This is a genomic window from Stenotrophomonas sp. 3(2025) (assembly GCF_052665395.1).
Genome location: NZ_JBQOIF010000012.1, coordinates 97,552 through 119,718, shown reverse-complemented (window position 1 = coordinate 119,718; position 22,167 = coordinate 97,552). Strand labels below are relative to the sequence as shown.

Annotated in this window: 20 protein-coding genes; 13 read left to right on the top strand and 7 right to left on the bottom strand. The window is 67.2% G+C overall.

The genetic code is table 11. From position 1 onward, the window contains the following. The first annotated feature begins 16 nt into the window (after window positions 1-16). Window positions 17-892, top strand: a complete 876-nt coding sequence (locus tag ACUXVE_RS11390) for an energy transducer TonB (protein WP_445514427.1) — start codon at window positions 17-19, stop codon at window positions 890-892. Window positions 893-950: 58 nt separating this feature from the next. On the opposite strand, the gene ACUXVE_RS11385 is transcribed toward ACUXVE_RS11390, so the two are convergent. The 3 genes from ACUXVE_RS11385 to trxA form a co-directional block, all read right to left on the bottom strand. Next, entirely contained in the window at window positions 951-2,525 is a 1,575-nt protein-coding gene (locus tag ACUXVE_RS11385; RefSeq protein WP_222388265.1) for a sensor domain-containing diguanylate cyclase, read from the bottom strand. A gap of 223 nt (window positions 2,526-2,748) precedes the next feature. Beyond that, entirely contained in the window at window positions 2,749-4,518 is a 1,770-nt protein-coding gene (gene rho / locus ACUXVE_RS11380; protein WP_222388266.1) for a transcription termination factor Rho, read from the bottom strand. Between the two features lie 229 nt (window positions 4,519-4,747). Beyond that, a complete protein-coding gene (gene trxA / locus ACUXVE_RS11375) occupies window positions 4,748-5,077 on the bottom strand; it encodes a thioredoxin (protein WP_025878607.1) in 330 nt (109 codons plus the stop codon). A 511-nt stretch (window positions 5,078-5,588) separates the two neighbouring features. Here trxA and rhlB point away from each other — a divergent pair. The 6 genes from rhlB to rpoH all read left to right on the top strand — a co-directional run bounded on the left by rhlB (window position 5,589) and on the right by rpoH (window position 11,698). Further along, window positions 5,589-7,316, top strand: coding sequence for an ATP-dependent RNA helicase RhlB (rhlB, locus tag ACUXVE_RS11370; RefSeq protein ID WP_222388267.1), 1,728 nt, complete (start codon window positions 5,589-5,591; stop codon window positions 7,314-7,316). Between the two features lie 31 nt (window positions 7,317-7,347). Beyond that, window positions 7,348-8,034: a cell division ATP-binding protein FtsE gene (ftsE, locus tag ACUXVE_RS11365; RefSeq protein ID WP_025878609.1), complete on the top strand. Its 687-nt coding sequence runs from the start codon at window positions 7,348-7,350 to the stop codon at window positions 8,032-8,034. Window positions 8,035-8,036: 2 nt separating this feature from the next. Next, window positions 8,037-8,984 (top strand): permease-like cell division protein FtsX, encoded by a 948-nt coding sequence (ftsX, locus tag ACUXVE_RS11360; protein ID WP_025878610.1) that lies wholly within the window; start codon window positions 8,037-8,039, stop codon window positions 8,982-8,984. A gap of 7 nt (window positions 8,985-8,991) precedes the next feature. Then, the gene (locus ACUXVE_RS11355) at window positions 8,992-9,834 is read left to right on the top strand and encodes a response regulator (RefSeq protein ID WP_093818161.1); all 843 of its coding nucleotides are present in this window, start codon (window positions 8,992-8,994) and stop codon (window positions 9,832-9,834) included. Between the two features lie 9 nt (window positions 9,835-9,843). Then, window positions 9,844-10,569, top strand: coding sequence for a uracil-DNA glycosylase (gene ung / locus ACUXVE_RS11350; RefSeq protein ID WP_222388268.1), 726 nt, complete (start codon window positions 9,844-9,846; stop codon window positions 10,567-10,569). Window positions 10,570-10,822: 253 nt separating this feature from the next. Next, a complete protein-coding gene (rpoH, locus tag ACUXVE_RS11345; RefSeq protein ID WP_093818159.1) occupies window positions 10,823-11,698 on the top strand; it encodes an RNA polymerase sigma factor RpoH in 876 nt (291 codons plus the stop codon). 126 nt (window positions 11,699-11,824) lie between these two features. Here the strand turns inward: rpoH and purD are convergent, their stop codons facing one another. The 3 genes from purD to purH are packed head-to-tail and all read right to left on the bottom strand — an operon-like array spanning window position 11,825 to window position 15,646. Further along, complete coding sequence (purD, locus tag ACUXVE_RS11340; protein WP_445514426.1) at window positions 11,825-13,108, bottom strand: phosphoribosylamine--glycine ligase; 1,284 nt, start codon at window positions 13,106-13,108, stop codon at window positions 11,825-11,827. A gap of 58 nt (window positions 13,109-13,166) precedes the next feature. After that, window positions 13,167-14,045, bottom strand: coding sequence for a hypothetical protein (locus ACUXVE_RS11335; protein ID WP_222388270.1), 879 nt, complete (start codon window positions 14,043-14,045; stop codon window positions 13,167-13,169). Between the two features lie 17 nt (window positions 14,046-14,062). Continuing rightward, on the bottom strand, window positions 14,063-15,646 hold the full coding sequence (gene purH / locus ACUXVE_RS11330) for a bifunctional phosphoribosylaminoimidazolecarboxamide formyltransferase/IMP cyclohydrolase (protein WP_445514425.1): 1,584 nt from the start codon (window positions 15,644-15,646) through the stop codon (window positions 14,063-14,065). Between the two features lie 213 nt (window positions 15,647-15,859). On the opposite strand from purH, the gene ACUXVE_RS11325 reads away from it, so the two are divergent. The 6 genes from ACUXVE_RS11325 to ACUXVE_RS11300 are packed head-to-tail and all read left to right on the top strand — an operon-like array spanning window position 15,860 to window position 21,670. Then, a complete protein-coding gene (locus tag ACUXVE_RS11325) occupies window positions 15,860-16,480 on the top strand; it encodes a CDP-alcohol phosphatidyltransferase family protein (protein ID WP_222388272.1) in 621 nt (206 codons plus the stop codon). Window positions 16,481-16,519: 39 nt separating this feature from the next. Then, window positions 16,520-18,271 (top strand): bifunctional alpha/beta hydrolase/class I SAM-dependent methyltransferase, encoded by a 1,752-nt coding sequence (locus tag ACUXVE_RS11320; protein ID WP_445514424.1) that lies wholly within the window; start codon window positions 16,520-16,522, stop codon window positions 18,269-18,271. Beyond that, the gene (locus tag ACUXVE_RS11315; protein ID WP_445514423.1) at window positions 18,271-19,605 is read left to right on the top strand and encodes a phosphatase PAP2/dual specificity phosphatase family protein; all 1,335 of its coding nucleotides are present in this window, start codon (window positions 18,271-18,273) and stop codon (window positions 19,603-19,605) included. Before ACUXVE_RS11320 ends, ACUXVE_RS11315 begins: the two co-directional genes overlap by 1 nt. Then, complete coding sequence (locus ACUXVE_RS11310; RefSeq protein WP_093818152.1) at window positions 19,602-20,039, top strand: hypothetical protein; 438 nt, start codon at window positions 19,602-19,604, stop codon at window positions 20,037-20,039. Before ACUXVE_RS11315 ends, ACUXVE_RS11310 begins: the two co-directional genes overlap by 4 nt. 12 nt (window positions 20,040-20,051) lie before the next feature. Beyond that, window positions 20,052-20,681, top strand: coding sequence for a lysophospholipid acyltransferase family protein (locus tag ACUXVE_RS11305; RefSeq protein WP_025878621.1), 630 nt, complete (start codon window positions 20,052-20,054; stop codon window positions 20,679-20,681). Then, window positions 20,678-21,670, top strand: coding sequence for a phosphatidate cytidylyltransferase (locus ACUXVE_RS11300; RefSeq protein WP_033832372.1), 993 nt, complete (start codon window positions 20,678-20,680; stop codon window positions 21,668-21,670). The genes ACUXVE_RS11305 and ACUXVE_RS11300 overlap by 4 nt, the downstream gene beginning before the upstream one ends. 124 nt (window positions 21,671-21,794) lie before the next feature. On the opposite strand, the gene fis is transcribed toward ACUXVE_RS11300, so the two are convergent. Beyond that, on the bottom strand, window positions 21,795-22,070 hold the full coding sequence (gene fis, locus ACUXVE_RS11295; RefSeq protein ID WP_006397198.1) for a DNA-binding transcriptional regulator Fis: 276 nt from the start codon (window positions 22,068-22,070) through the stop codon (window positions 21,795-21,797). Window positions 22,071-22,167 lie beyond the last annotated feature (97 nt).

Sequence of the window (22,167 nt, the reverse complement as noted above, 5' to 3'; positions counted from 1 at the left end):
CCAAGGATCGGCAATGATGCGTTCTTCTCTTTTCCTGGCACTGGCCCTTGCGGTGTCTGGCGGCGCCGCCCTGATCGATACCGCCGATGCACAGACCGCGCGCGAGGTACGCAGGCAGGCCGAGGCCAGCATGACCCTCAGTGGCGTCATCGACATCGGCCGCGAAGGCCAGGTTGAAGGGTTCCAGCTCGATCACCGCGAGAAGGTTGATGCTGGCGTAGCGGGGTTCGTCGACAAGGCGGTGCAGAGCTGGCGCTTTGAGCCGACGCTGGTCGACGGCAAGCCGATGCCTGCCCGTACTACCGTCCACCTGCGTCTGATTGCCGGCAACATGGAGGGCAACAGCATGCAGGTACGGGTGGTTGATGCCCGCTTCGGCAAGCTCGGCGGATCCAGTGCGCCGAGCACCGATGACGTCACCGCAGCGAAGTCGCGCGCACCGGTCTACCCACCGCAGGCGGCATCGATCCGCGGGCAGGGCACTGTCATGCTTCTGGTCAAGGTCGGGCGTGATGGCAAGGTAGCTGACGTAATTGCCGAGCAGACCAACCTGACCGTGGTCGGTCCCGAGCGTACGATGAACCAGCTGCGCGACGTGCTTGCCAAGGCCAGCGTCAGGAGCGCCCGCGAATGGACCTTCAACCCGCCCACTACCGGCGAGGACAAGGACCGGGACTTCTGGACCGTGCGCGTGCCGGTCAATTATTTCTTCGACAAGCAGAGCGAGCGTTACGGCCGCTGGAGCGCGTACATTCCCGGCCCGCGCCAGCAGGCGCCGTGGAAGACCGGTGAGGAAATCCAGGTCGCCGGAACCGATCTGCTGCCCGAAGGCGGTGTGTACATGGTCGGTCGGGCGCAGGAAGGCCCGCGCCTGCTCACCCCGCTGGGCTGATGCGTGATTGCGGGATGCACCGGGCCTGCCCCGGCGCATCCCGCTTGAATCGATGTGCTCAATCGGCGTGCGGGTACACCACCACCCGGTTGCGGCCCTGTTCCTTGGCCAGGTACAGGGCCTTGTCGGCCAAGCGCAGTGCCTGTTCCGGATCGGTATGGAAACTGGGGAAGTGGGCCACGCCCAGTGACACGGTGATGGTGCCCACCGGAGCGAACGGTTCGTCGGCGATGGCCTGGCGCAGGCGCTCGCCGGTCTGCCGGGCCGCTTCGATGCCAACGCCCGGCAGCAGCACCAGGAACTCCTCACCACCGGCGCGGCACAGCACGTCGGTCTCGCGCGAATGCCGCCGCATCTGTTCGGCGATATGTGCAATGGCCGCATCACCGACGTCGTGACCGTGGCTGTCGTTGATCGACTTGAAGCGGTCGATATCCAGCGTCAGGATCGCAAACGGCAGGCCCTGCGCCTGCAGCGCGTCGAGCGCCTGCTGCAACCCGCGGCGGTTGAGCAGTCCGGTCAGCGGATCGGTGCGGCTGGCGCGGTTGAGCGTGCCGATCCGGTCCTGCAGCGCATTGAAGCTGTACAGCACCGCCTGTTTCAGCTGCGCCACCTCGAAGTACCAGGCGCGGATGCCATTGACGTGGCTGATCGCGTTGCCGGTATCTTCGCCGTCCTGCACGTTGCGCGCCAGCTGCCACAGCGGCAACGAAATGCGGCGGGCGAACCACCAGGTGATCAGCAGCGACAACACGCCCAGCGGAATGGCATTCCAGATCACCGCCGACATCAGGCGAGACAGCGGCTGCAGCGTCGCCTCGGTCGGGCGCTGCGCGACGATGCCCCAGCCGGTTGCCGCCACGGGCGCGTAACCGGCCAGCATCGCCACCCGGTGGTTGTTGCGCACCTGCTGCGCACCGCGCTGGCCGCGCATCACTTCTTTCACCGCCGGGTTGTTCAACGCGTAGGTGCCCACTTCCTTGGGGTTGTTGTGATAGATCAGGCGGCCATGGCGGTCCACCACGTACAGGTAGGAACCATCGCGGTAGTAGTGCGTACCCAGAAGGGTGTTGAGTGCACTGCGCTGGCGCAGGTACAGCGTGCCGCTGACATAGCCCCGGTACTGGCCGCTGCGGTCGAATACCGGGTGCGAGATCGAGATCAGCAGCTTGCCGGTGGCCGACTGGTAGGGATCGCTGATCATCGGCTGGCGCCGTTCCAACGCTGCCTTGTTGCCAGCGCTGCGCAGGATCTCGCCCTGCAGCTGCAGGCTCTGCGGCGAGGTCGCGATCACCCGCCCGTCGTTGGCCACCACCAGCGAGGAGTTGAAACTGCTGGACTGCAGCTGCAGGCGACGGGCCTCATCCTGCGCCTGGGCCGGATCCATGTCGCTGTCGCCAAGCCGGGTGGCGGCATAGGCCAGCTGCTGCTGCGCGGCCAGCAGGAAGTTCTGCGTGGTCTCGGCCAGCTTGGTGGCGTACACGCGGTTGGCTTCCAGGGTGTTGCCCACCAGTTGGTCGCGCTGCACGCGATAGCTGGCAAGCAGCGTATTGGCCAGGGCGATGACGGCGCTGAGCAGGGCCAGGGCAAGGATCAGCTTGCCCAGGTTGAGCCGGGGGGACAGTGTGCGCATGCAGTTGAAGGATCGGGCAGGGCTGGACCCGCCGGATCCTCCGGATGGGGCAACAGCGGGAATCGGCGGCCCGGCCAGCACGGCCGGGGCGGAGAGTCAGGCATTTGTCCCGCAGATTATCGCCAAATCATCGGGCCGCGAAGTGAAGCCGTTTGTCCTGCCGCCACCCAAAGAAAAAGCCCCGCACTGCGGGGCCTTTCCGTATTCCATCAATGCCGCGCGATCAGCGCTTCATCGAACCGAAGAACTCGTCGTTGGACTTGGTGTTCTTCATCTTGTCCAGCAGGAATTCCATCGCCGTCATTTCGTCCATCGGATGCAGCAGCTTGCGCAGGATCCAGATCTTCTGCAGCAGCTCCGGCTCGATCAGCAGGTCTTCGCGACGGGTGCCCGAACGGTTGATGTCGATGGCCGGGAACACGCGCTTTTCAGCGATGCGACGGCTCAGGTGCACTTCGCTGTTGCCGGTGCCCTTGAACTCTTCGTAGATCACCTCGTCCATCTTCGAGCCGGTATCGACCAGTGCGGTGGCGATGATGGTCAGGCTGCCGCCTTCTTCCACGTTGCGCGCGGCACCGAAGAAGCGCTTGGGGCGATGCAGGGCGTTGGCGTCCACGCCACCGGTCAGCACCTTGCCCGAGCTCGGCACGACGTTGTTGTAGGCGCGCGCCAGGCGGGTGATCGAGTCGAGCAGGATCACCACGTCCTTCTTGTGCTCGACCAGGCGCTTGGCGCGCTCGATGACCATTTCGGCCACCTGCACGTGGCGCGCGGCCGGTTCGTCGAAGGTCGAGCTGATGACCTCGCCGCGCACGGTGCGCTGCATTTCGGTCACTTCTTCCGGGCGCTCGTCGATCAGCAGCACGATCAGGTGCACGTCCGGATGGTTGGTGGTGATGGCCGTGGCCACCTGCTGCATCATCATCGTCTTGCCGGCCTTCGGCTGGGACACGATGAGCGAGCGCTGGCCCTTGCCCTGCGGTGCCATCAGGTCGAGGATGCGGCCGGTGATGTCTTCCGACGAACCGTTGCCGCGCTCCAGGGTGAAGCGGCGACGCGGGAACAGGGGGGTCAGGTTCTCGAACAGCACCTTGTTCTTCGACGCTTCCAGCGGCTCACCGTTGATGGTGTCCACGATCGACAGCGCGAAGTAGCGCTCGCCGTCCTTCGGGAAGCGGATGCGGCCGGACAGGTGGTCGCCGGTACGCAGGTTGAAGCGGCGGATCTGGCTGGGCGAAATGTAGGTGTCGTCCGGGCCGGCCAGGTAGCTGGCCTCGGCCGCGCGCAGGAAGCCGAAGCCGTCCGGCAGGATTTCCAGCACACCGTCGGCGGCAACGCCGTCGCCGTGGCGGGTCAGCACCTTCAACAGCGCGAAGATCACGTCCTGCTTGCGGGCACGGGCCACGCCTTCGGAAATCTGCAGCTGCTCGGCGATCTCCAGCAGCTTCTGGGCCGGCATGCGCTTGAGGTCGCTCAGCGAATAGACCGGGAAGCCTTCGGGCACGTTGGCGTGCGGACGCGGTACGAACGGCTGCTGTTCGCCGTTGTCGTTGGGCATGCCGTCGTCGCGGAAGCGACCGCCGTTGCCACCACCGCCGCCATTGCGATCACGGTCGCGGCGATTGCGGAAACGGTCACGGCGGTTGCCTTGGCCTTGCTGGCCCTGCTGGCCGCCCTGGTTGTAGGGGTTCTGGTTCTGGCCACCGCCCTGGTTGTTCTGCTGCGACTGCCGTGGCTGGCCGGATTCGCGGCCCTCGCCGCCTTCGCCGCCGCCACTGCTGGCAGGGGCCTCGGCGGCGGGTGCGCTCGGCGCGGAAGGCGCTGCGGCCGGTGCCGGCGCTTCGGGCGCGGCTGCCAGCGGAAGGGCAGGTTGCGCCGGGGCGGCGCTGGTTTCGGCGGCGGCCGGAGCGGCAGCCTTGGTCACGCGGGCTTTGCGCACGCGCTTTTCGGCGGGCGCTTCAGCGCTACCGGTTTCGGAAGTGTTATCGGACAAGAGCGTTATTCCTCGCTTGAAGGTGCGAGCGCCCGGCTGGGGCGGCGAACATTGGGAATGGGTCTGGAAGAGACTGCGTCCAGAAGATGCGGCACGCGAACGCGGCCGGATATGCCGACACTATCATCGGCCTGCGGCGCCACGCAAGGGTCGCCGGATACGGTATTCAGTCAGGCGCGGGGGCGCCCGCCCGGCAGCCGTGGAAAACGGCTGCCGGTAACCTGCGGGATCAGGCCAGAGCCTTGTCCAGCAGGCCGGCCAGCTGGGCCTTGCCAACGGCACCAATCTGCTCGCCAACCTTCTCGCCGTCCTTGAAGACGACCAGGTAGGGAATCGAACGCACGTGGTACTTGGCGGCCAGGGCGCGGTTGTTGTCCACGTTGACCTTGGCGATCTTGGCGCGGCCCTGGTAGGCATCGGCTAGTTCATCCAGCGCCGGGGCGATCATCTTGCACGGACCACACCACTCGGCCCAGAAATCGACCAGCACCGGTTCCTTGGAATTCAGTACGGCGCTATCAAAGTCGGCATCGCCGACGTGTACAACCTTGTCGCTCATCTTGGTTTCTCGTCTTGGATTGCACCCGGCCAGGCCGGAGGTGGGTGAACTGGGCCATGCCCGGTGGCGTGACCCTCGTCGTTGCCTCGCGGCCGACTGCCACGGTGCGTTCGGCGGGATGCCTGGACGCTCACGGCCGGCAGTGTACCCCTATCGCAGGGCGGGGACAGGTGCTGGCTGGAACCCAGCGTATCGTGATCGGGGGTGAGCACGGTAGGTGTCCGATTTCACTGTCCCCGCCTGAAATGGGGGTGTCGGCGCGATAGGCCATGGGAGCCCGCGCCGCTGTTCAAGCGCGGTACTGCGGGGTGAAGAGGTGCGTCTCCGTATGGGGTGAGACGGCGGATTCCGGTTTGCCGGCCCGAGTGCGGTAAACTGGGGCATTGTGCGGCGCGCGGACCCGAGAGTCCCGGCCAGCCCGACCCGCCGCAGGGGCCGCAGTTTGCGACGGAGCCCCAGACAGATTTCAGTGCCGCCGCTCGCAGGCGCGTGGCCATACCAAGACGGACACATGAGCGACAAACCGCTGACCGATTTGACTTTTTCCTCCTTTGATCTGCATCCGGCCCTGCAGGCCGGTCTTGAAGGAGCCGGATTCACCCGCTGCACGCCCATCCAGGCGCTGACCCTGCCGGTCGCGCTGCCCGGCGGCGATGTCGCCGGCCAGGCCCAGACCGGCACCGGCAAGACGCTGGCCTTCCTGGTCGCTGTCGTGAACCGCCTGCTGACCCGCCCGGCACTGGCCGACCGCAAGCCGGAAGACCCGCGCGCACTGATCCTGGCGCCGACCCGCGAACTGGCCATCCAGATCCACAAGGATGCGGTGAAGTTCGGTTCCGAGCTTGGCCTGCGCTTCGCCCTGGTCTACGGCGGCGTTGACTACGACAAGCAGCGCGAGATCCTGCAGCAGGGCGTGGACGTGATCATCGCCACCCCCGGCCGCCTGATCGACTACGTCAAGCAGCACAAGGTGGTTTCGCTGCACGCCTGCGAGATCTGCGTGCTGGACGAAGCCGACCGCATGTTCGATTTGGGCTTCATCAAGGACATCCGCTTCCTGCTGCGCCGCATGCCCGAGCGCTCCACCCGGCAGACCCTGCTGTTCAGCGCCACCCTGAGCCATCGCGTGCTCGAGCTGGCCTATGAGCACATGAACGAGCCGCAGAAGCTGGTGGTCGAAGCCGAGACCATCACCGCCGCGCGCGTGCGCCAGCGCATCTACTTCCCGGCCGACGAAGAGAAGATTCCGCTGCTGCTGGGCCTGCTGTCGCGCAGCGAAGGCGCGCGCACCATGGTCTTCGTCAACACCAAGGTGTTCGTCGAGCGCGTGGCCCGTTCGCTGGAGCGCGCCGGCTACCGCGTCGGCGTGCTGTCCGGCGACGTGCCGCAGAAGAAGCGCGAGAGCCTGCTCAACCGCTTCCAGAAGGGGCAGCTGGAAATCCTGGTGGCCACCGATGTGGCCGCCCGCGGCCTGCATATCGACGGCATCAAGTACGTCTACAACTACGACCTGCCGTTCGACGCCGAAGACTACGTGCACCGCATCGGCCGTACCGCCCGCCTGGGCGAGGAAGGCGATGCCATCAGCTTCGCCTGCGAGCGCTATGCGATGGGCCTGCCGGACATCGAGGCCTACATCGAACAGAAGATCCCGGTCGAAGCGGTCACCAGCGAGATCCTGACTTCGCTGCCGCGCCCTGAGCGTGCCGCCCCGGCACCGGGCGAGGAAGGCGACGAGAACGAAAGCGTCGGCCAGATCTTCCGCGAAGCACGCGAAGCGCGCGCCGCCGAGGAAGAGCGTCGTGGCGGCGGCCGTAGTGGCGGTCGTTCCGGCAGTGGCGGCAGTGGCCGTGGCAGCCGCGATGGCGAGCGCAGCGGCGAACGCCGTCCGCGTGGCCCGCGCAAGCCGCGTGTGGAAGGTGAGCAGGTTGCTGCCGCCGCAGTCGAGGGTGCGGTGACGGCTGAAGCCGCCGCTGTACAGGCCCCGCGTCCGCCGCGCGCCGAAGCTGCGCCGGAAGGTGCGGTGGATGGTGAGCGCAAGCCGCGCAAGCGTCGTCGTCGTCGACACGGCCGTCCGGTCGAGGGTGGCGAAGCTGTGGCAAGCAACGCCGGCAACGGCGCCAGCCCGGTCACTCCGGTGCAGGTGGTGGCCAAGCCGGTGCGCACCAGCGCCGATGCCGGCGACTCGTTCCTGACCCGTATCGGCCGCAAGATCCGCCGGATGCTGTCGGGCAATTAAGCCGGTAGCGCCGGTCCTGCATAATCGGGGCATGAGTGTCCTGCGCTTCGACAATGTCAGCAAACAGTACGCCGGTGGCCACGAAGCCCTGACCGATGTCAGCTTCGAGGTCGCGCCGGGCGAAATGCTGTTCGTCACCGGTCACTCCGGGGCGGGCAAGAGCACCCTGCTCAAGTTGATCCACCTGGACGAGCGGCCCAGCCGCGGCGCGGTGATGTTCGACGAGCGCAACCTGCTGAAGGTGCGCGGCGGTGATGTGCCGCGGCATCGACGCGCGGTCGGCGCGGTCTACCAGGACCACCGCCTGCTGATGGACCGCTCCATTGCCGAGAACGTGGCCCTGCCGCTGATCCTGCGCGGCACCCGCCGCGGCGACATCAACAAGCGCGTGCGTTCGGTGCTCGAGCGCATGGGCCTTGGCCACCGCGAGAAGGCGCTGCCCTCGCAGCTGTCGGCCGGTGAGCAGCAGCGCGTCGGCATCGCCCGGGCGATCGTCGGCGAGCCCAAGCTGCTGGTGGCCGACGAGCCGACCGGCAACCTCGATCCAACCCTGGCGGCCGAGATCATGTCCCTGTTTGCCGAGCTGCCCGCGCGCGGCACCAGCGTGCTGGTGGTCAGCCATGACCTGCCGCTGCTGCGCCACATGCGCAAGCGCGTGCTGATCCTCGACCACGGCCGGCTGGTGGACGACATCTCGCCGCAGGATCTGGCGGAGTAACCATGGCCAAGAACGAAAACACCGAAGCTGCTGCGCCGTCGCGCCTGGGCGTGTGGTTCCAGCATCACGTGCACAGCGTAGTGTTCAGCCTCGGCCGCGCCTGCCGCAAACCGTGGGCGACGCTGCTGACCGTGATGGTCATGGCGCTGGCCCTGGCGCTGCCGCTGGGCCTGTCGATCGCGCTGGACAACCTCAAGCAGTTTGCCGGCAGCGTGCAGCAGTCGCGCGACATCAACGTCTTCCTGAAGGCGGACGTCGACGGCCCGGGTGCGCTGCGCCTGGCCGGGGAACTGCGCGATCGCCCGGACGTGGCCAGTGTCACCGTGCGCACGCCGGAGCAGGGCCTGGAGGAACTGCGGCAGGCCGGCCTCGGCGAAGCCATCGACGCACTCAACGACAACCCGTTGCCCTCGTTGCTGGTGGTCACCCCGGGCCAGGGCCAGGACGATGCACGGCTGGCACGCGCGCTGGAAAGTCTGCCCGGTGCCGACCTGGTGCAGCACGACGCCCTGTGGCGGCAGCGCCTGGATGCCTGGCTGGCCTTCGGTGCGCGGCTGGTGCAGGTGCTGTCGGTGCTGCTCGGCGCCGGTGCCGCGCTGGTGGTCGGCAACACCGTGCGCCTGGACATCCAGGCCCGCCGCGAGGAAATCGGCGTGCTGCAGCTGCTCGGCGCCAGCGATGGTTTCATCCGCCGCCCGTTCCTGTACCTGGGCGCCTGGTATGGCCTGGGCGCCGGTGCGGTCGCGCTGGGCCTGATCGGCATTGCCGGTGCCGCCCTGCGCGCGCCGCTGGCCGAGCTGTCGCGCAGCTACGGCAGCCCGTTCGTGCTGCATGGCCTGGACCTGCTGCATGGCAGCCTGGTGCTGCTTGGCACCTTGTTGCTGGGCTGGCTGGGCGCATGGCTGGTGACCGGCCACTTCCTCCGCCAGACCCGCCCGACCGACACCTGAGACCGGCATGCAACCGCAAGCGCTGAAGCACCTTGAAGGGCCCGCGACGCGGGTGATGGTGGTTGACGGCTCCAAGCTGGTGCGCAAGCTGATCGCCGACGTCCTGCAGCGCGATCTGCCGGGCGTGGAGGTGATCGGCTGCGACAGCATCGAAGACGCACAGCATGCGCTGGCGCAGGGGCCGGTCGATCTGGTCACCACCTCGTTGACCCTGCGCGATGGCGACGGCCTGGCGCTGGCGCGGAAGGTGCGCGAAGCGGCAGGGCAGGCCTATGTGCCGGTGATCGTGGTCTCCGGCGACGCCCAGCAGCACCTGGAGCAGCGCCGCTTCACCGAGTACGTCACCGACTACTTCGACAAATCGCTGGGCCACGAGGCCCTGGCGACCTTCGTGCGCGGCTACGTGCAGCCGCAGACCATTCCCGGCGCGACCATCCTCTACATCGAGGACAGCCGGGTGGTGGCCGAGGCGACCAAGCGCATGCTCGAGCGCCAGCAGCTCAATGTGATGCATGTGGTCAGCGCCGAAGAAGCGTTTACCCTGCTCACCGCCGAATCGCTCGGGCGCAGCCGCCATCGCATCGATCTGGTGCTGACCGATGTGACCCTGAAGGGAGAGCTGAGTGGTCGCGACGTGGTGCAGCGCGTGCGCGTGGACTTCGGCTACGGCAAGCGCCGCCTGCCGGTGCTGGTGATGACCGGCGATGGCAATCCGCACAACCAGACCGGCCTGCTGCAGGCCGGCGCCAACGACCTGGTGCTGAAGCCGATCGAAGAGCGCCTGCTGATCACCAAGGTGCTGTTCCAGCTGCGGCTGGCCCGGTTGAATGATGGACCCCTGTTGCGATGACGTGTTGCGATGATCGATGAAGTAGTGGACACCCCGGCGATCCAGCTGGAACCGAGCTGGAAGCAGCGTGTGGGCGATTACCTGCTGCAGCCGCAGATGCGCGAGCTGTCCAGCTTCCTGCGGCAGCGCAAGGCCATCGGTGCGGCGGTGTTCCCGCCTGGACCGCAGATCTTCGCCGCCTTTGATGCGACCCCGTTCGATCAGGTGAAAGTGGTCATCCTCGGCCAGGACCCGTACCACGGCCGTGGGCAGGCCCATGGCCTGAGTTTCTCGGTGCAGCCGGGCGTGCCGGTGCCGCCGTCGTTGTTGAACATCTACAAGGAAATCGAGGGTGACCTCGGTATAGCCCGCCCGGACCACGGCTGCCTGATCCCGTGGGCGCAGCGCGGCGTGCTGCTGCTCAACGCGGTGCTGACGGTGGAAGAGGGCAAGGCCGGTGCGCACCAGGGGCGTGGGTGGGAAGGCTTCACCGACCATGTGGTGGACGTGTTGAACCGTGAGCGCGAGGGCCTGGTGTTCATGCTCTGGGGTGCCTACGCGCAGCAGAAGGGCAAGGTGATCGATACCGGCCGCCACCGCGTGCTGAAAGCCCCGCATCCCTCGCCGCTGTCGGCCCACCGCGGCTTCCTCGGCTGCCGTCATTTCTCGATGGCCAACGAGTACCTGCAGCGCCGCGGGCAGGCGCCGATCGACTGGTCGCTGCCGCCGCGGGCGGCGCTGGCGCCATCGGGCTGAACGGCGGGCAACGCTGCCCCGAGCTGATGGGCGAAAACGCCGCCCGTTCAGCTGCCTTTGACCTGGTAAGGCCTTGTTTTGCGGGCTAGTGGGTTGAATTGCAAGGGATTGTGTATCCCGAAAAGCGCGCTCGCCACTGTCATCAAATCGCGCTACGGTAGGGTTCTGTTTGGGACCAGTGTTTCATCAATGGAATGCTGGAACTTTTTCCTCCTTTAGCAGTCCAAATCCCAGACTGCTAAGATGGGTGCCTATGAGCCAGAACACCTCTACTGCCCTTGTGGCAAACAATCTGCCGATTCCCAGTGCGCTCGGTTCGCTGGACGCCTATATCGGTGCCGTGCACCAGATCCCGGTGCTGTCGGTCGATAACGAACAGGACCTGGCCCGTCGCTTCCGCGACGGCAACGATCTGGACGCTGCCCGTGAGCTGGTGCACTCGCACCTGCGCTTCGTGGTGCACGTGGCCCGCGGTTACAACGGCTACGGCCTCGCGCTGGGCGACCTGATCCAGGAAGGCAACATCGGCCTGATGAAGGCGGTCAAGCGCTTCGACCCCGACATGGGCGTGCGCCTGGTGTCCTTCGCCGTGCATTGGATCCGCGCCGAGATGCACGAGTTCATCCTGAAGAACTGGCGCATCGTGAAGGTCGCCACGACCAAGGCGCAGCGCAAGCTGTTCTTCAACCTGCGCAAGTCGAAGAAGCGCCTGGGCTGGATGAACGCGGCCGAAGTCAGCGCAGTGGCCAAGGACCTGAACGTGTCCGAGCGCGAGGTGCTGGAAATGGAGTCGCGCCTGTCCGGCCGTGATATCGGTTTCGATGCCCCGACCGATGAGGACAGCGACCACGCGCCGCCGTCGCCGGCTGCGTATCTGGTGGCCAATGACGAAGATCCGTCGATGGCCTACGAGCGCGAGGACAGCGAAGACAACCAGATGCAGCTGCTGCGCGAAGGCCTGGCGGAACTGGATGCGCGTTCGCGCGACATCATCCGCCGCCGTTGGCTGGATGCGGACAGCAAGGTGACGCTGCAGGAGCTGGCGGACGAGTACGGCGTATCGGCCGAACGTATCCGCCAGGTTGAAGCGAACGCGCTGAAGAAGATGAAGGCGCTGTTCACCGCATAAGGCGGCGAAGCGTTTGAGTAATGGAAAGGCCCGGCATTGCCGGGCCTTTTTTTTCCTGCTGGATCCACGCATGGCGTGGATCTACTTCGCGATCCTGATCCACGCCACGCGTGGATCAGCGCGGTCTCAGATTTCCCGCGCGATCGCCCGCCAGCCGATGTCGGTGCGGTGGAATTCGTTGGCCCAGGTCACCTTCGCCACGCCCGCGTACGCGTTCGCCTGCGCGTCGCGCACGCTGTCGCCCAGCGCCGCCACGCACAGCACGCGGCCACCGGCGCTGAGCACCTGGCCCTGCGCATCCAGCGTCGTTCCTGCATGGAACACCTTGGCCGTTGCCGGCACATCATCCAGGCCGGAGATCACCTCGCCGGTGATCGGCGATTCCGGATACGGCCTGGCGGCCAGCACCACGCCGAGCGACGGGCGCGGATCCCACTGCGCGTCCACCTGGTCCAGACGGCCATCGATCGCCGCGTCCAGCAGGTCGACCAGGTCCGATTGCAGGCGCAGCATCACCGGCTGGGTTTCCGGGTCGCCGAAACGCACGTTGAACTCGATCACCTTCGGCGCGCCGCTGGCATCGATCATCAGGCCGGCGTAGAGGAAACCCGTGAACGGGATGCCGTCGGCGATCATGCCCTGCACGGTCGGGTTGACCACCTCGCGCATCACGCGGGCGTGCACGTCCGGGGTGACCACCGGGGCTGGCGAGTACGCGCCCATGCCGCCGGTATTCGGGCCGGTGTCGCCGTCGCCGACGCGCTTGTGATCCTGCGAGGTGGCCATCGGCAGTGCATGCATGCCGTCGACCATCGAAATGAAGCTGGCTTCCTCGCCGTCGAGGAATTCCTCGATCACCACGCGTGCGCCGGCATCGCCGAAGGCGTTGCCCGAGAGCATGTCGCGCACTGCGTCTTCAGCCTCGGCCAGGGTCATCGCCACGATCACACCCTTGCCGGCGGCCAGGCCGTCGGCTTTGACCACGATCGGCGCGCCCTTCTCGCGCAGGTAGGCCAGTGCCGCGTCCACCTCGGTGTGCACCGAATAGAACGCGGTGGGGATGTTGTGGCGTGCCAGGAAATCCTTGGCGTAGGCCTTGCTGCCTTCCAGCTGCGCGGCCGCCGCCGTCGGCCCGAAGATGCGCAGGCCGGCGGCGCGGAAGCGGTCGACCACGCCGGCCACCAGCGGCACTTCCGGGCCGACCACGGTCAGCGCCACGCCTTCGGCCTGGGCCAGGGCGAGCAGGCCATCGATGTCGGTGACCTTCACCGCCACGTTGCGGCACTTGTCTTCGTTGGCGGTGCCGGCATTGCCGGGCGCCACGAGCACTTCAGTGACACGGGAGGACTGGGCCAGCTTCCATGCCAGGGCGTGTTCGCGGCCGCCAGAGCCGATGACAAGTACGTTCATCACGAGATTCCAGATTGCGTGGGAAGGGAAGTTCCAGGTCCCCGGCGGCGCGTGTGCGTCATTGGCAGCCTTCGCGTCGCAGCGATTCGGGGAAGGAGTAGGTCCAGGACTTCGGGTCCAGGGTGAAGCGGTGCTGCTGACGCACCCGCTTGCCGCCGCAGGTGTTGCCGGTTTCCTCGATCAGCAGTGGCCAGATGCGCGCACCGCGGTCGCTGTCGTCGAAACGCAGTGCGAAATCGATGCTGAAGCGGCGGGTGCGGCAATCTTCGGCGGTATCGGGGTCGGCGGCCGCGTCGACGTTCTCGCATTCGTACTGGGCGTCGTTGTCGATGTGGCTGCGCACGTTGCCGGTGCTGGTCAGGCCTTTCGGGCCCGGCAGCACCAGGGTCTGCGAGAGCAGCGAGAAGCCCTGGCCGAACCAGCCATCCTCGACGCGGAAGCCATAGAAATCGCTGCCGGCGCGGATGATGCTGGCGGTGCCGGGCTGGCCGCCACTGCCGAAGCGCTCGCCGGTCAGCTCACTGGTGACCCCGAAGCCATCGCCCTTGGGCTGCAGCACGAAGAACTCGATCGTTCCCGGGTCGATATGCGCGCCATCGACCAGCGCACCACACACCGCCAGCAGCTGCTGCCAGCTGTCGCCGGTCACCACCGGCTGCTCGGCGCAGACCTGCCAGTCGATCGCGCGCGTTTCATCATCCTGGGTCCAGCTGCCGCGCCATTGGCCGGAAAGCGTGGCGTCCTTGCCGTAACGCCCGGTCAGGAACGCCTGCAGCCGCGCGGTGCGACTGACATGCGCCGCCGGTTCGCTGGCGGCGGGCTTTGCCGCATCTGCCTGCGGGGCAGATGCGGGTTCGGCGGCCGGCCTGCAGGCTGCCAGCAGGGCCGTGCCAGCGAAGGCGAGCACGGCAAGTGGTTTCAAAGAGACGGCAGACATCCGTGTCGCTCCAGCAATCAGTGGCGGAAGTGGCGAACGCCGGTGAACACCATGGCCAGGCCATGTTCGTCGGCGGCGGCGATGACTTCAGCATCGCGCATCGAACCGCCCGGCTGGATCACCGCCTTGATGCCGGCGGCGGCAGCGGCATCGATGCCATCGCGGAACGGGAAGAACGCATCGGAGGCCATCACCGAACCTTCGACCACCAGGTTCGCATCGGCCGCCTTGATGCCGGCGATGCGCGCCGAGTAGACGCGGCTCATCTGGCCGGCGCCCACGCCAATGGTGCGGTTGTCCTTGGCGTAGACGATTGCGTTGGACTTGACGAACTTGGCGACCTTCCAGGCGAACAGCAGGTCGGTGAACTGCTTTTCGGTCGGTGCCAGCTTGCTGACCACCTTCAGTTCATCGCGGGTCATGCCGCGGTTGTCCGACGACTGCAGCAGCAGGCCGGAGCCCACGCGCTTGTTGTCGAAGTTGTTCAGGCCGTCGCCGTGCGGGATGCGCAGCACGCGCACGTTGGCCTTCTTCTGCGCGTATTCCAGCGCGGCCGGTTCGTAGTCCGGCGCAATCAGGACTTCGACGAACTGGCGGTCCAGGATCACCTGGGCGGTGGCTGCATCGAGCGGCTTGTTGAAGGCGATGATGCCGCCGAAGGCGCTGGTCGGGTCGGTGGCGTAGGCCAGCTCGTAGGCATCGCCGTTGCCGGCGCCAACGGCCACGCCGCACGGGTTGGCATGCTTGACGATGACACAGGCCGGCGCGTCGAACTGGCGCACGCATTCCCAGGCTGCATCGGCATCGGCCAGGTTGTTGTAGCTCAGCTCCTTGCCCTGCAGCTGCTGGAAGGTGGCCAGCGTGCCCGGCACCGGATGCAGGTCGCGATAGAACGCGCCGCTCTGGTGCGGGTTTTCGCCGTAGCGCAGGTCCATCACCTTCACGAAGGTGGAATTCATCTGCGCCGGGTACTCGGCACGCACCGGCACGGCGGCGTCGGTGGCGGTGACCGCCGACAGGTAGTTGCTGATCGCCGCGTCGTACTGGGCAACGCGGTTGAATGCGGCCACCGAGAAGGAAAAACGGGTGCCGGCCGACAGCTGGCCGTCGTTGGCATCCAGCGAGGCCAGCAGTTCGGCGTACTGCGACGGGTCGGTGGCCACCGCCACGCGGGCGAAGTTCTTGGCCGCCGAGCGCAGCATCGCCGGGCCGCCGATGTCGATGTTCTCCACCGCGTCGGCCAGGGTGCAGTCGGCCTTGGCAGTGACCGATTCGAACGGGTACAGGTTCAGCACCAGCAGGTCGATGGCACCGATGCCGTGCTCGGCCATCACCGCGTCGTCCAGGCCGGAGCGGCCCAGCAGGCCGCCATGCACCATCGGATGCAGCGTCTTGACCCGGCCATCCATCATTTCCGGGAAGCCGGTGACCTCGGCGACGTCCTTCACGGCCAGGCCCGCATCGCGGATCGCCTTGGCGGTACCGCCGGTGGACAGCAGCTCCACGCCGCGTGCAGCCAGCGCGGTGGCCAGCTCGACCAGGCCGGTCTTGTCGGAAACGGAGAGGAGGGCCCGGCGGACGGGCAACAGATCAGCAGTCATGGGGACAGGGCAATCGGCAGCGGAGCGGGGCCGATATTGTAGGCGGTGGGGGCCGGTGGCGGGCGCTGGTGGGGGAAATTGGCCGGTGCCGACTCCTGTCCTGGTCCGCCCGGCAGTACCTGCATGGGCCGGCATTGGGCGCAATTCGATACGTGGCGCTGTCGCAATCAGGTAGGCTGTGCCCGCACTGCCAAGGATTAGCGGGTTCAGATCGTGTCGATCTATGCATTGAAAGGACGTTTCCAGGACCTGCTGCGTCCGGCCGTACACGGCCTGTACCGCATGGGGATCACCGCCAATACGGTGACCGTGGCTGCGGCCGTGGTCTCGCTGCTGGTGGCCGCTGCGGTGTGGTGCTGCGCTCCCACCCAGCCGCTGCTGTATCTGGCCCTGCCGCTGTGGATGCTGCTGCGCATGGCCCTCAACGCCGTCGACGGCATGCTGGCCCGCGAATTCGGCCAGCAATCGCGGCTGGGCGCCTATCTGAACGAGTTGTGCGATGTGATCGCCGACGCGGCGCTGTACCTGAGCCTGCTCAGCGTACCGGGCGTGCGCCCTGAGGCACTGTGGCTGCTGGCCTGGGCCGCCGCGCTGAGCGAGTACGCCGGCGTGCTGGGCCTGATGGTCGGCGCCAGCCGCCGCTATGACGGCCCGATGGGCAAGAGCGACCGTGCGTTCGTGATCGGCGTGCTGGGCCTGCTGCTGGCGTTTGCCTGGGCAGGCGCGACCGTGGTCAGCGCGGTCGCCGCACTGGCCGCACTGCTGTGCGGGGTGACGGTGGTCCGTCGCGTACGCCAGGGATTGAAGGAAGCCGCGGCGATATCGCAGCGGTAGGCACAACACGATTACACGCCCTATCCATACGGAGATTGCATGCGTCAGGCGCAGGAACGGGAATTCCACAGCTTCGACCAGGTACCGCTGTTCTACCGGTATTGGCCGAACACGACGGCAACCACGCCGGCCAAGGCCATCGTGCTGCTGCATCGCGGTCATGAACACTCCGGCCGGGTCACCCATCTGGTCGACGAGCTGGACCTGCCCGACACCGCGTTCTTCGCGTGGGATGCGCGCGGCAATGGCCGCTCGCCCGGCACACGCGGCGACGCACCGGGCTTCCCGGCGCTGGTGCGCGACCTGGACAGCTTCATCGCCCACATCAGTGCCGAGCATGGCATCGCGGTGGAGGACATCGTGGTGATCGCGCAGAGCGTGGGCGCGGTGGTTGCCGCCACCTGGGTGCATGACTATGCGCCGCGGCTGCGCGCGCTGGTGATGGCTTCGCCGGCATTCAAGGTGAAGCTGTACGTGCCGTTCGCACGCGCTGGACTGGCGCTGATGCAGAAACTGCGCGGCAACTTCTTCGTCAACAGCTACGTCAAGCCGCAGTGGCTGACCCACGACCCGGCACGGGTGGAAAGCTACCGCACCGATCCGCTGATCACCCGGCCGATCTCGGTGCGCGTGCTGCTGGGCCTGTACGAAGCGGCCGACCGCATCGTGGCCGACGCGCAGGCGATCAGCGTGCCGGTGCAGTTGCTGGTATCGGGCTCGGACTTCGTGGTGCATCGCGGCCCGCAGGACCGCTTCTACGAACGCCTGTCCAGCCCGATCAAGGAGCGCGTGCACCTGCCGGGCTTCTTCCACGACACCCTCGGCGAGCGTGACCGTGCACCGGCGCTGGCGCGTGTCCGCAGCTTCATCCAGGCACGCTTTGCCGAACCGCTGCAGGAGCTGTCGCGGCGCGATGCGCATCGGCATGGCCCGACCTTCGAGGAATCGGAGATCCTGTCGTGGCCACCGGAGCGCAACAGCCTGGCCGACCTGCGTTGGCGCGTGGTGCGCGGTGGCCTGCGTTTCGGCGGCACGCTGTCGGAGGGCATCGCGCTGGGCCTGCAGACCGGCTTCGATTCGGGCAGCACGCTGGACTACATCTACCGTGATGAGGCGCGGGGCAAGGGACCGCTGGGCCGGATGGTCGACCGCAACTATCTGGATGCGATCGGTTGGCGCGGCATCCGCGTGCGCGGCAAGCACCTGCAGGAACTGCTGCGCGATGCCGCCCAGCGACTGCGCGGGCAGGGCGCGCCGGTGCGCGTGCTGGACGTGGCGGCCGGCCATGGCCGTTACGTGCTGGAAGCACTCGGCCAGGGCGAACAGCGTGCCGACCGCATCGTGCTGCGTGATTTCAGCGAGCTGAACGTAACGCAGGGCAAGGCCTTGATCGAGCGCCTCGGCGCGGCCGACATCGCCCGCTTCGAACAGGGCGATGCGTTCGATCCGGTGCAGCTGGCAGCAGTGGAACCGGCGCCGACGCTGGCGGTGGTGTCCGGCCTGTACGAACTGTTCCCGGACAACGATGCGGTGCTGCGTTCGCTGCAGGGCATCGCTGCGACGGTGCCGGTGGGCGGTTACCTGGCCTATACCGGGCAGCCGTGGCATCCGCAGCTGGAGTTCATCGCACGTGCGTTGACCAGCCATCGTGGTGGCGCGGCGTGGGTGATGCGCCGCCGTACCCAGCACGAGATGGACGAACTGGTGCGCCTGGCCGGCTTCCAGAAGGTGGCCCAGCGCATCGATGACTTCGGCATCTTCACCGTATCGCTGGCACGACGGATCGCGTGATGGCGACGCTGGCGGCAACCGCATCATCCAGCGAGGCGCGCCCCTGGCGGCGCGCCCTGCTGTGGCTGGCCCTGCTCGGTCCGTTCTTCTTCGCCAGCTATGGCTTCGCCAACTGGATGGCCGGCCGCCATGCCCAGCTGCCGGTGATGGCATTTGCCTGGGAGGCGCGGATTCCGTTCGTGCCGTGGACGATCGTGCCGTACTGGTCGATCGACCTGTTCTATGCGATCTCGTTCTTCCTGTGCCGGCGCCGGCTGGAGCTGGACCGGCACGCGCTGCGCCTGCTCAGCGCGCAGGTGATCGCGGTGGCGTGCTTCCTGTTGTGGCCGTTGCGCTTCAGCTTCGAACGGCCGGAAATCGGCGGTGTGTTCGGCTGGTTGTTCGACGTGCTGCTGGGCTTCGACAAGCCATTCAACCAGGCGCCGTCGCTGCATATCGTGCTGCTGATCGTGCTGTGGGTGAAGTTCGCGCAGTACCTGCACGGGGTCTGGCGGCTGGTGCTGCATGTGTGGGCGCTGCTGATCGGCATTTCGGTGCTGACCACGTTCCAGCATCACTTCATCGACATTCCCACCGGGCTGCTGGCGGGCTGGTTGTGCGTGTGGCTGTGGCCGGAGCAGGGCACGCCGCCGTTGCGCGCCTGGCAGGCTGCCGGTGACCCGAAGCGTTGGCGGCTGGCCGCGTTGTATGTGTCGGGTGCCGGCCTGCTGCTGGTGCCGGTGGTGATGCTGCGCGGCACCGCATTGTGGCTGCTGTGGCCCGTGGTGTCGTTGCTGCTGGTGTCGCTGGCCTATGCCGGGCTGGGCACGGCGGTGTTCCAGAAGCGCGCCGATGGCCGGTTGACGATGGCCGCGCGCTGGCTGCTGGCACCGTACCTGGGTGCGGCGTGGATCAACTCGCGGTTGTGGACGCGCCGCGCGCCGCAGCCGGTGCCGGTCGTCGACGCTGTCTGGCTGGGGCGCCTGCCAGGTACCGCACTGCCGGCACCGCTGGTGGGCGTGGTCGACACCTGTGCGGAGCTGTCCTGCCGCGCGCCGGGAGCAGCGTACGCCAGCGTGCCGATGCTGGACCTGGTGGTGCCCTCGGCGGCGCAGCTGCGCGCCGCGGCAGATGCCATTGAACGCCTGCGCGGCCATGGCCCCGTCCTGGTCTGCTGTGCGCTGGGGTATTCACGTAGCGCGGCCAGCGTGGCGACCTGGTTGCTGCGCACCGGCCGTGCGCGCGATGTGGCCGACGCGGTGTCGATCGTGCGTGGCGCGCGGCCGTCGATCGTGCTGCACGACGTTCATCTACAGGTGATCGCGGCCGCTGCCGCGCAGGAGACCATTGCATGAGCGCCGTGCCCGATCTGCCGATGATGCATCTGCTGCTGCGGCAGGGGCGAGTGCCTGCCGCGTTGTCGCTGGGCCTGCTGCTGGTGGCCCTGTTGTTGCTGGGCATCGAGCCTGGGCTGGCGATGTTCGCCGCTGGCCTGCTGCTGCTGAGCCTGGTTGCAGGTGTTGTGCAGGCGTACTACGCGGTGCGGGTGCAGTTGGACGCCAGCCTGCTGCGCCTGCTGCAGCAGGAGGGCCTGCAGGGTGAAGACGCAGCGCAGCGGGTGGACCAGGCGCTGCACACCGCTGGCCTGCGCAGGCTGGACGCACAGGTGCCGACGCGTGGCTGGGATGCGCGCTGGACCGGCATGCGGCGTCTGCTGATGCGCCAGTACGCCGCCACGCTGCTGCAGTTCGCTGCGTTGCTGCTGGCCGTGCTGTGGCCGCAGACCTGACCGGAGGTGCCGATGTTCGCTGAACTGATCGCCCGCGCCTGCAGCGCGGCCATCCATGTAGTGACCGGCGCACGCGCGCTGTGGGTTGGCTGCGCGCCGTCCAGCGAGCACCGCGTGTACTACGGCAACCATGCCAGTCATGGTGATTTCGTGCTGATCTGGTCGTCGATGCCGCCGGCGCTGCGGCGCCAGGTGCGGCCGGTCGCCGCCGCCGAGTACTGGCAGCGCGACGGTCTGCGTCGTTACCTGATCGACGCGGTATTCAATGGCGTACTGGTGGAGCGCGAGGCCGGCAACCGCCACCAGGATCCGCTGCAGGTGCTGCGTGACGCGGTGGACGAGGGCTGTTCGTTGATCCTGTTCCCGGAAGGCACGCGCAACATCGGTGATGAGCCGCTGCTGCCGTTCAAGAGCGGCATCTACCACCTGGCCCGGCAGCGCCCGGAGCTGGAGTTCGTGCCGGTGTGGATCGACAACCTCAAGCGGGTGATGCCGAAGGGGCGCTTCCTGCCGCTGCCGCTGCTGTGCACGGCGACCTTCGGTACGCCGCTGCGGCTGCAGGCCGATGAGGACAAGGCGGCGTTCCTGGCGCGCAGCCGGCAGGCGCTGCTGGCCCTGGCCCCGAACGGAGGCCGTGCATGAGCTTCATGATCGATGTGTCCGGCGATCTTGCCGCGCGAAGCGTGGGCCAGCAGACAGGGCTGCTGTTCGCGGGCGTAGGCGCCGTGCTGGTGCTGGCCACACTGGTGTCCGAAACCCTGCGCTGGCGCCAGCGTGGGCAGCCCAGCGCGGTGATCGCCAACCTGGTCTCGCGCATCCGCGCGTGGTGGGTGATGGCCATCGTGGTGGGGCTGGCGCTGTTCTTCGGGCGCGCCGGAGTGATCGTGCTGTTCGCCATCATCTCGCTGTTCGCACTGCGCGAATTCATCACCCTGGCGCCGACACGATCGGGGGACTACTACGCGTTGCTGGCGGCGTTCTACATCGTGCTGCCGTGGCAGTACTACCTGGTGTGGATCGACTGGTATGGCATGTACACGCTGTTGATCCCGGTGTACGCGTTCCTGTTCCTGCCGATCCTGGCCACCATCGGTGGTGACACCACCCACTACCTGGAGCGCACGTCGAAGGTGCAGTGGGGCCTGATGATCTGCGTGTTCTGCATCTCGCACGTGCCGCTGCTGCTGAACCTGCGCGTGCCGGGCTACGATCCGGCGCGCAACGTGCTGCTGTTCGCCTTCCTGGTGATCGTGGTGCAGTCGTCGGACGTGCTGCAGTACATCTGGGGCAAGCTGCTGGGCAAGCACCTGATCGCGCCTAAGCTGTCGCCGTCGAAGACGGTGGAAGGCTTCGTGGGCGGCGTGCTCTGTGCCAGCGCGTTGGGCGCCGCGCTCTGGTGGATCACCCCGTTCACGCCGCTGCAGGCGTTCGGCCTGTCGCTGCTGATCAACCTGATGGGGTTCTGGGGCGGCCTGGTGATGTCGGCGATCAAGCGCGACCGCGGCATCAAGGACTGGGGCAACATGATCGAGGGCCATGGTGGCATGCTCGATCGGCTGGACTCAGTGTGCTTCGCCGCGCCGGTGTTTTTCCACGTGGTGCGTTACTACTGGAAGGCGGGTGGTGGTTGACCCTGGTCGATGCCGTGGTAGCGCCGGGCCATGCCCGGCGAGCACGAAGTGCGGCAGATCACCATGCCGCCGGGCATGGCCCGGCGCTACCGGATGGGGTGTTCCGCGGTAGACGCATCCGCGCCTACGCGCTGATGCCGTATTCCTTCAGCTTCTTGCGCAGGGTGGCGCGGTGGATGCCCAGCATCGCCGCTGCGCGGCTCTGGTTGCCTTCGCAGTGGTTGAGCACTTCCACGAACAGTGGAATCTCCATCTCGCGCAGCACGATCTCGTAGACATCGTCCGCATCGCAGCCATCGAGGTCGCGCAGGTAACGGCGCACGGACTGGGCCACGTGTTCGCGCAGCGGTGGCCGGGCAGCGCCACGACTGTTGTCAGGACGAGAAAGGACAGCGTTCAAGGGGGTTCCCGATCTGGTTGGTCCATGCACGCGGGGCGCCGGACCGGATGAGGTGATTGCCGTCAGTCTAGCGCGAGCGTGCCCGGCCTGCCACGGC

Excerpts from the sequence above, each read along its gene's own strand:
- ACUXVE_RS11300 (WP_033832372.1), top strand. The coding sequence starts at position 20,678 with ATGAGCTTCATGATCGATGTGTCCGGCGATCTTGCCGCGCGAAGCGTG.
- ACUXVE_RS11335 (WP_222388270.1), bottom strand. The coding sequence starts at position 14,045 with ATGTCTGCCGTCTCTTTGAAACCACTTGCCGTGCTCGCCTTCGCTGGC.
- ACUXVE_RS11320 (WP_445514424.1), top strand. The coding sequence starts at position 16,520 with ATGCGTCAGGCGCAGGAACGGGAATTCCACAGCTTCGACCAGGTACCG.
- purH (WP_445514425.1), bottom strand. The coding sequence starts at position 15,646 with ATGACTGCTGATCTGTTGCCCGTCCGCCGGGCCCTCCTCTCCGTTTCC.
- purD (WP_445514426.1), bottom strand. The coding sequence starts at position 13,108 with ATGAACGTACTTGTCATCGGCTCTGGCGGCCGCGAACACGCCCTGGCA.
- rhlB (WP_222388267.1), top strand. The coding sequence starts at position 5,589 with ATGAGCGACAAACCGCTGACCGATTTGACTTTTTCCTCCTTTGATCTG.
- trxA (WP_025878607.1), bottom strand. The coding sequence starts at position 5,077 with ATGAGCGACAAGGTTGTACACGTCGGCGATGCCGACTTTGATAGCGCC.
- ACUXVE_RS11355 (WP_093818161.1), top strand. The coding sequence starts at position 8,992 with ATGCAACCGCAAGCGCTGAAGCACCTTGAAGGGCCCGCGACGCGGGTG.
- ACUXVE_RS11305 (WP_025878621.1), top strand. The coding sequence starts at position 20,052 with ATGTTCGCTGAACTGATCGCCCGCGCCTGCAGCGCGGCCATCCATGTA.
- ACUXVE_RS11390 (WP_445514427.1), top strand. The coding sequence starts at position 17 with ATGCGTTCTTCTCTTTTCCTGGCACTGGCCCTTGCGGTGTCTGGCGGC.
- ACUXVE_RS11310 (WP_093818152.1), top strand. The coding sequence starts at position 19,602 with ATGAGCGCCGTGCCCGATCTGCCGATGATGCATCTGCTGCTGCGGCAG.
- rpoH (WP_093818159.1), top strand. The coding sequence starts at position 10,823 with ATGAGCCAGAACACCTCTACTGCCCTTGTGGCAAACAATCTGCCGATT.
- ACUXVE_RS11385 (WP_222388265.1), bottom strand. The coding sequence starts at position 2,525 with ATGCGCACACTGTCCCCCCGGCTCAACCTGGGCAAGCTGATCCTTGCC.
- ung (WP_222388268.1), top strand. The coding sequence starts at position 9,844 with ATGATCGATGAAGTAGTGGACACCCCGGCGATCCAGCTGGAACCGAGC.
- ACUXVE_RS11315 (WP_445514423.1), top strand. The coding sequence starts at position 18,271 with ATGGCGACGCTGGCGGCAACCGCATCATCCAGCGAGGCGCGCCCCTGG.
- ftsE (WP_025878609.1), top strand. The coding sequence starts at position 7,348 with ATGAGTGTCCTGCGCTTCGACAATGTCAGCAAACAGTACGCCGGTGGC.
- ftsX (WP_025878610.1), top strand. The coding sequence starts at position 8,037 with ATGGCCAAGAACGAAAACACCGAAGCTGCTGCGCCGTCGCGCCTGGGC.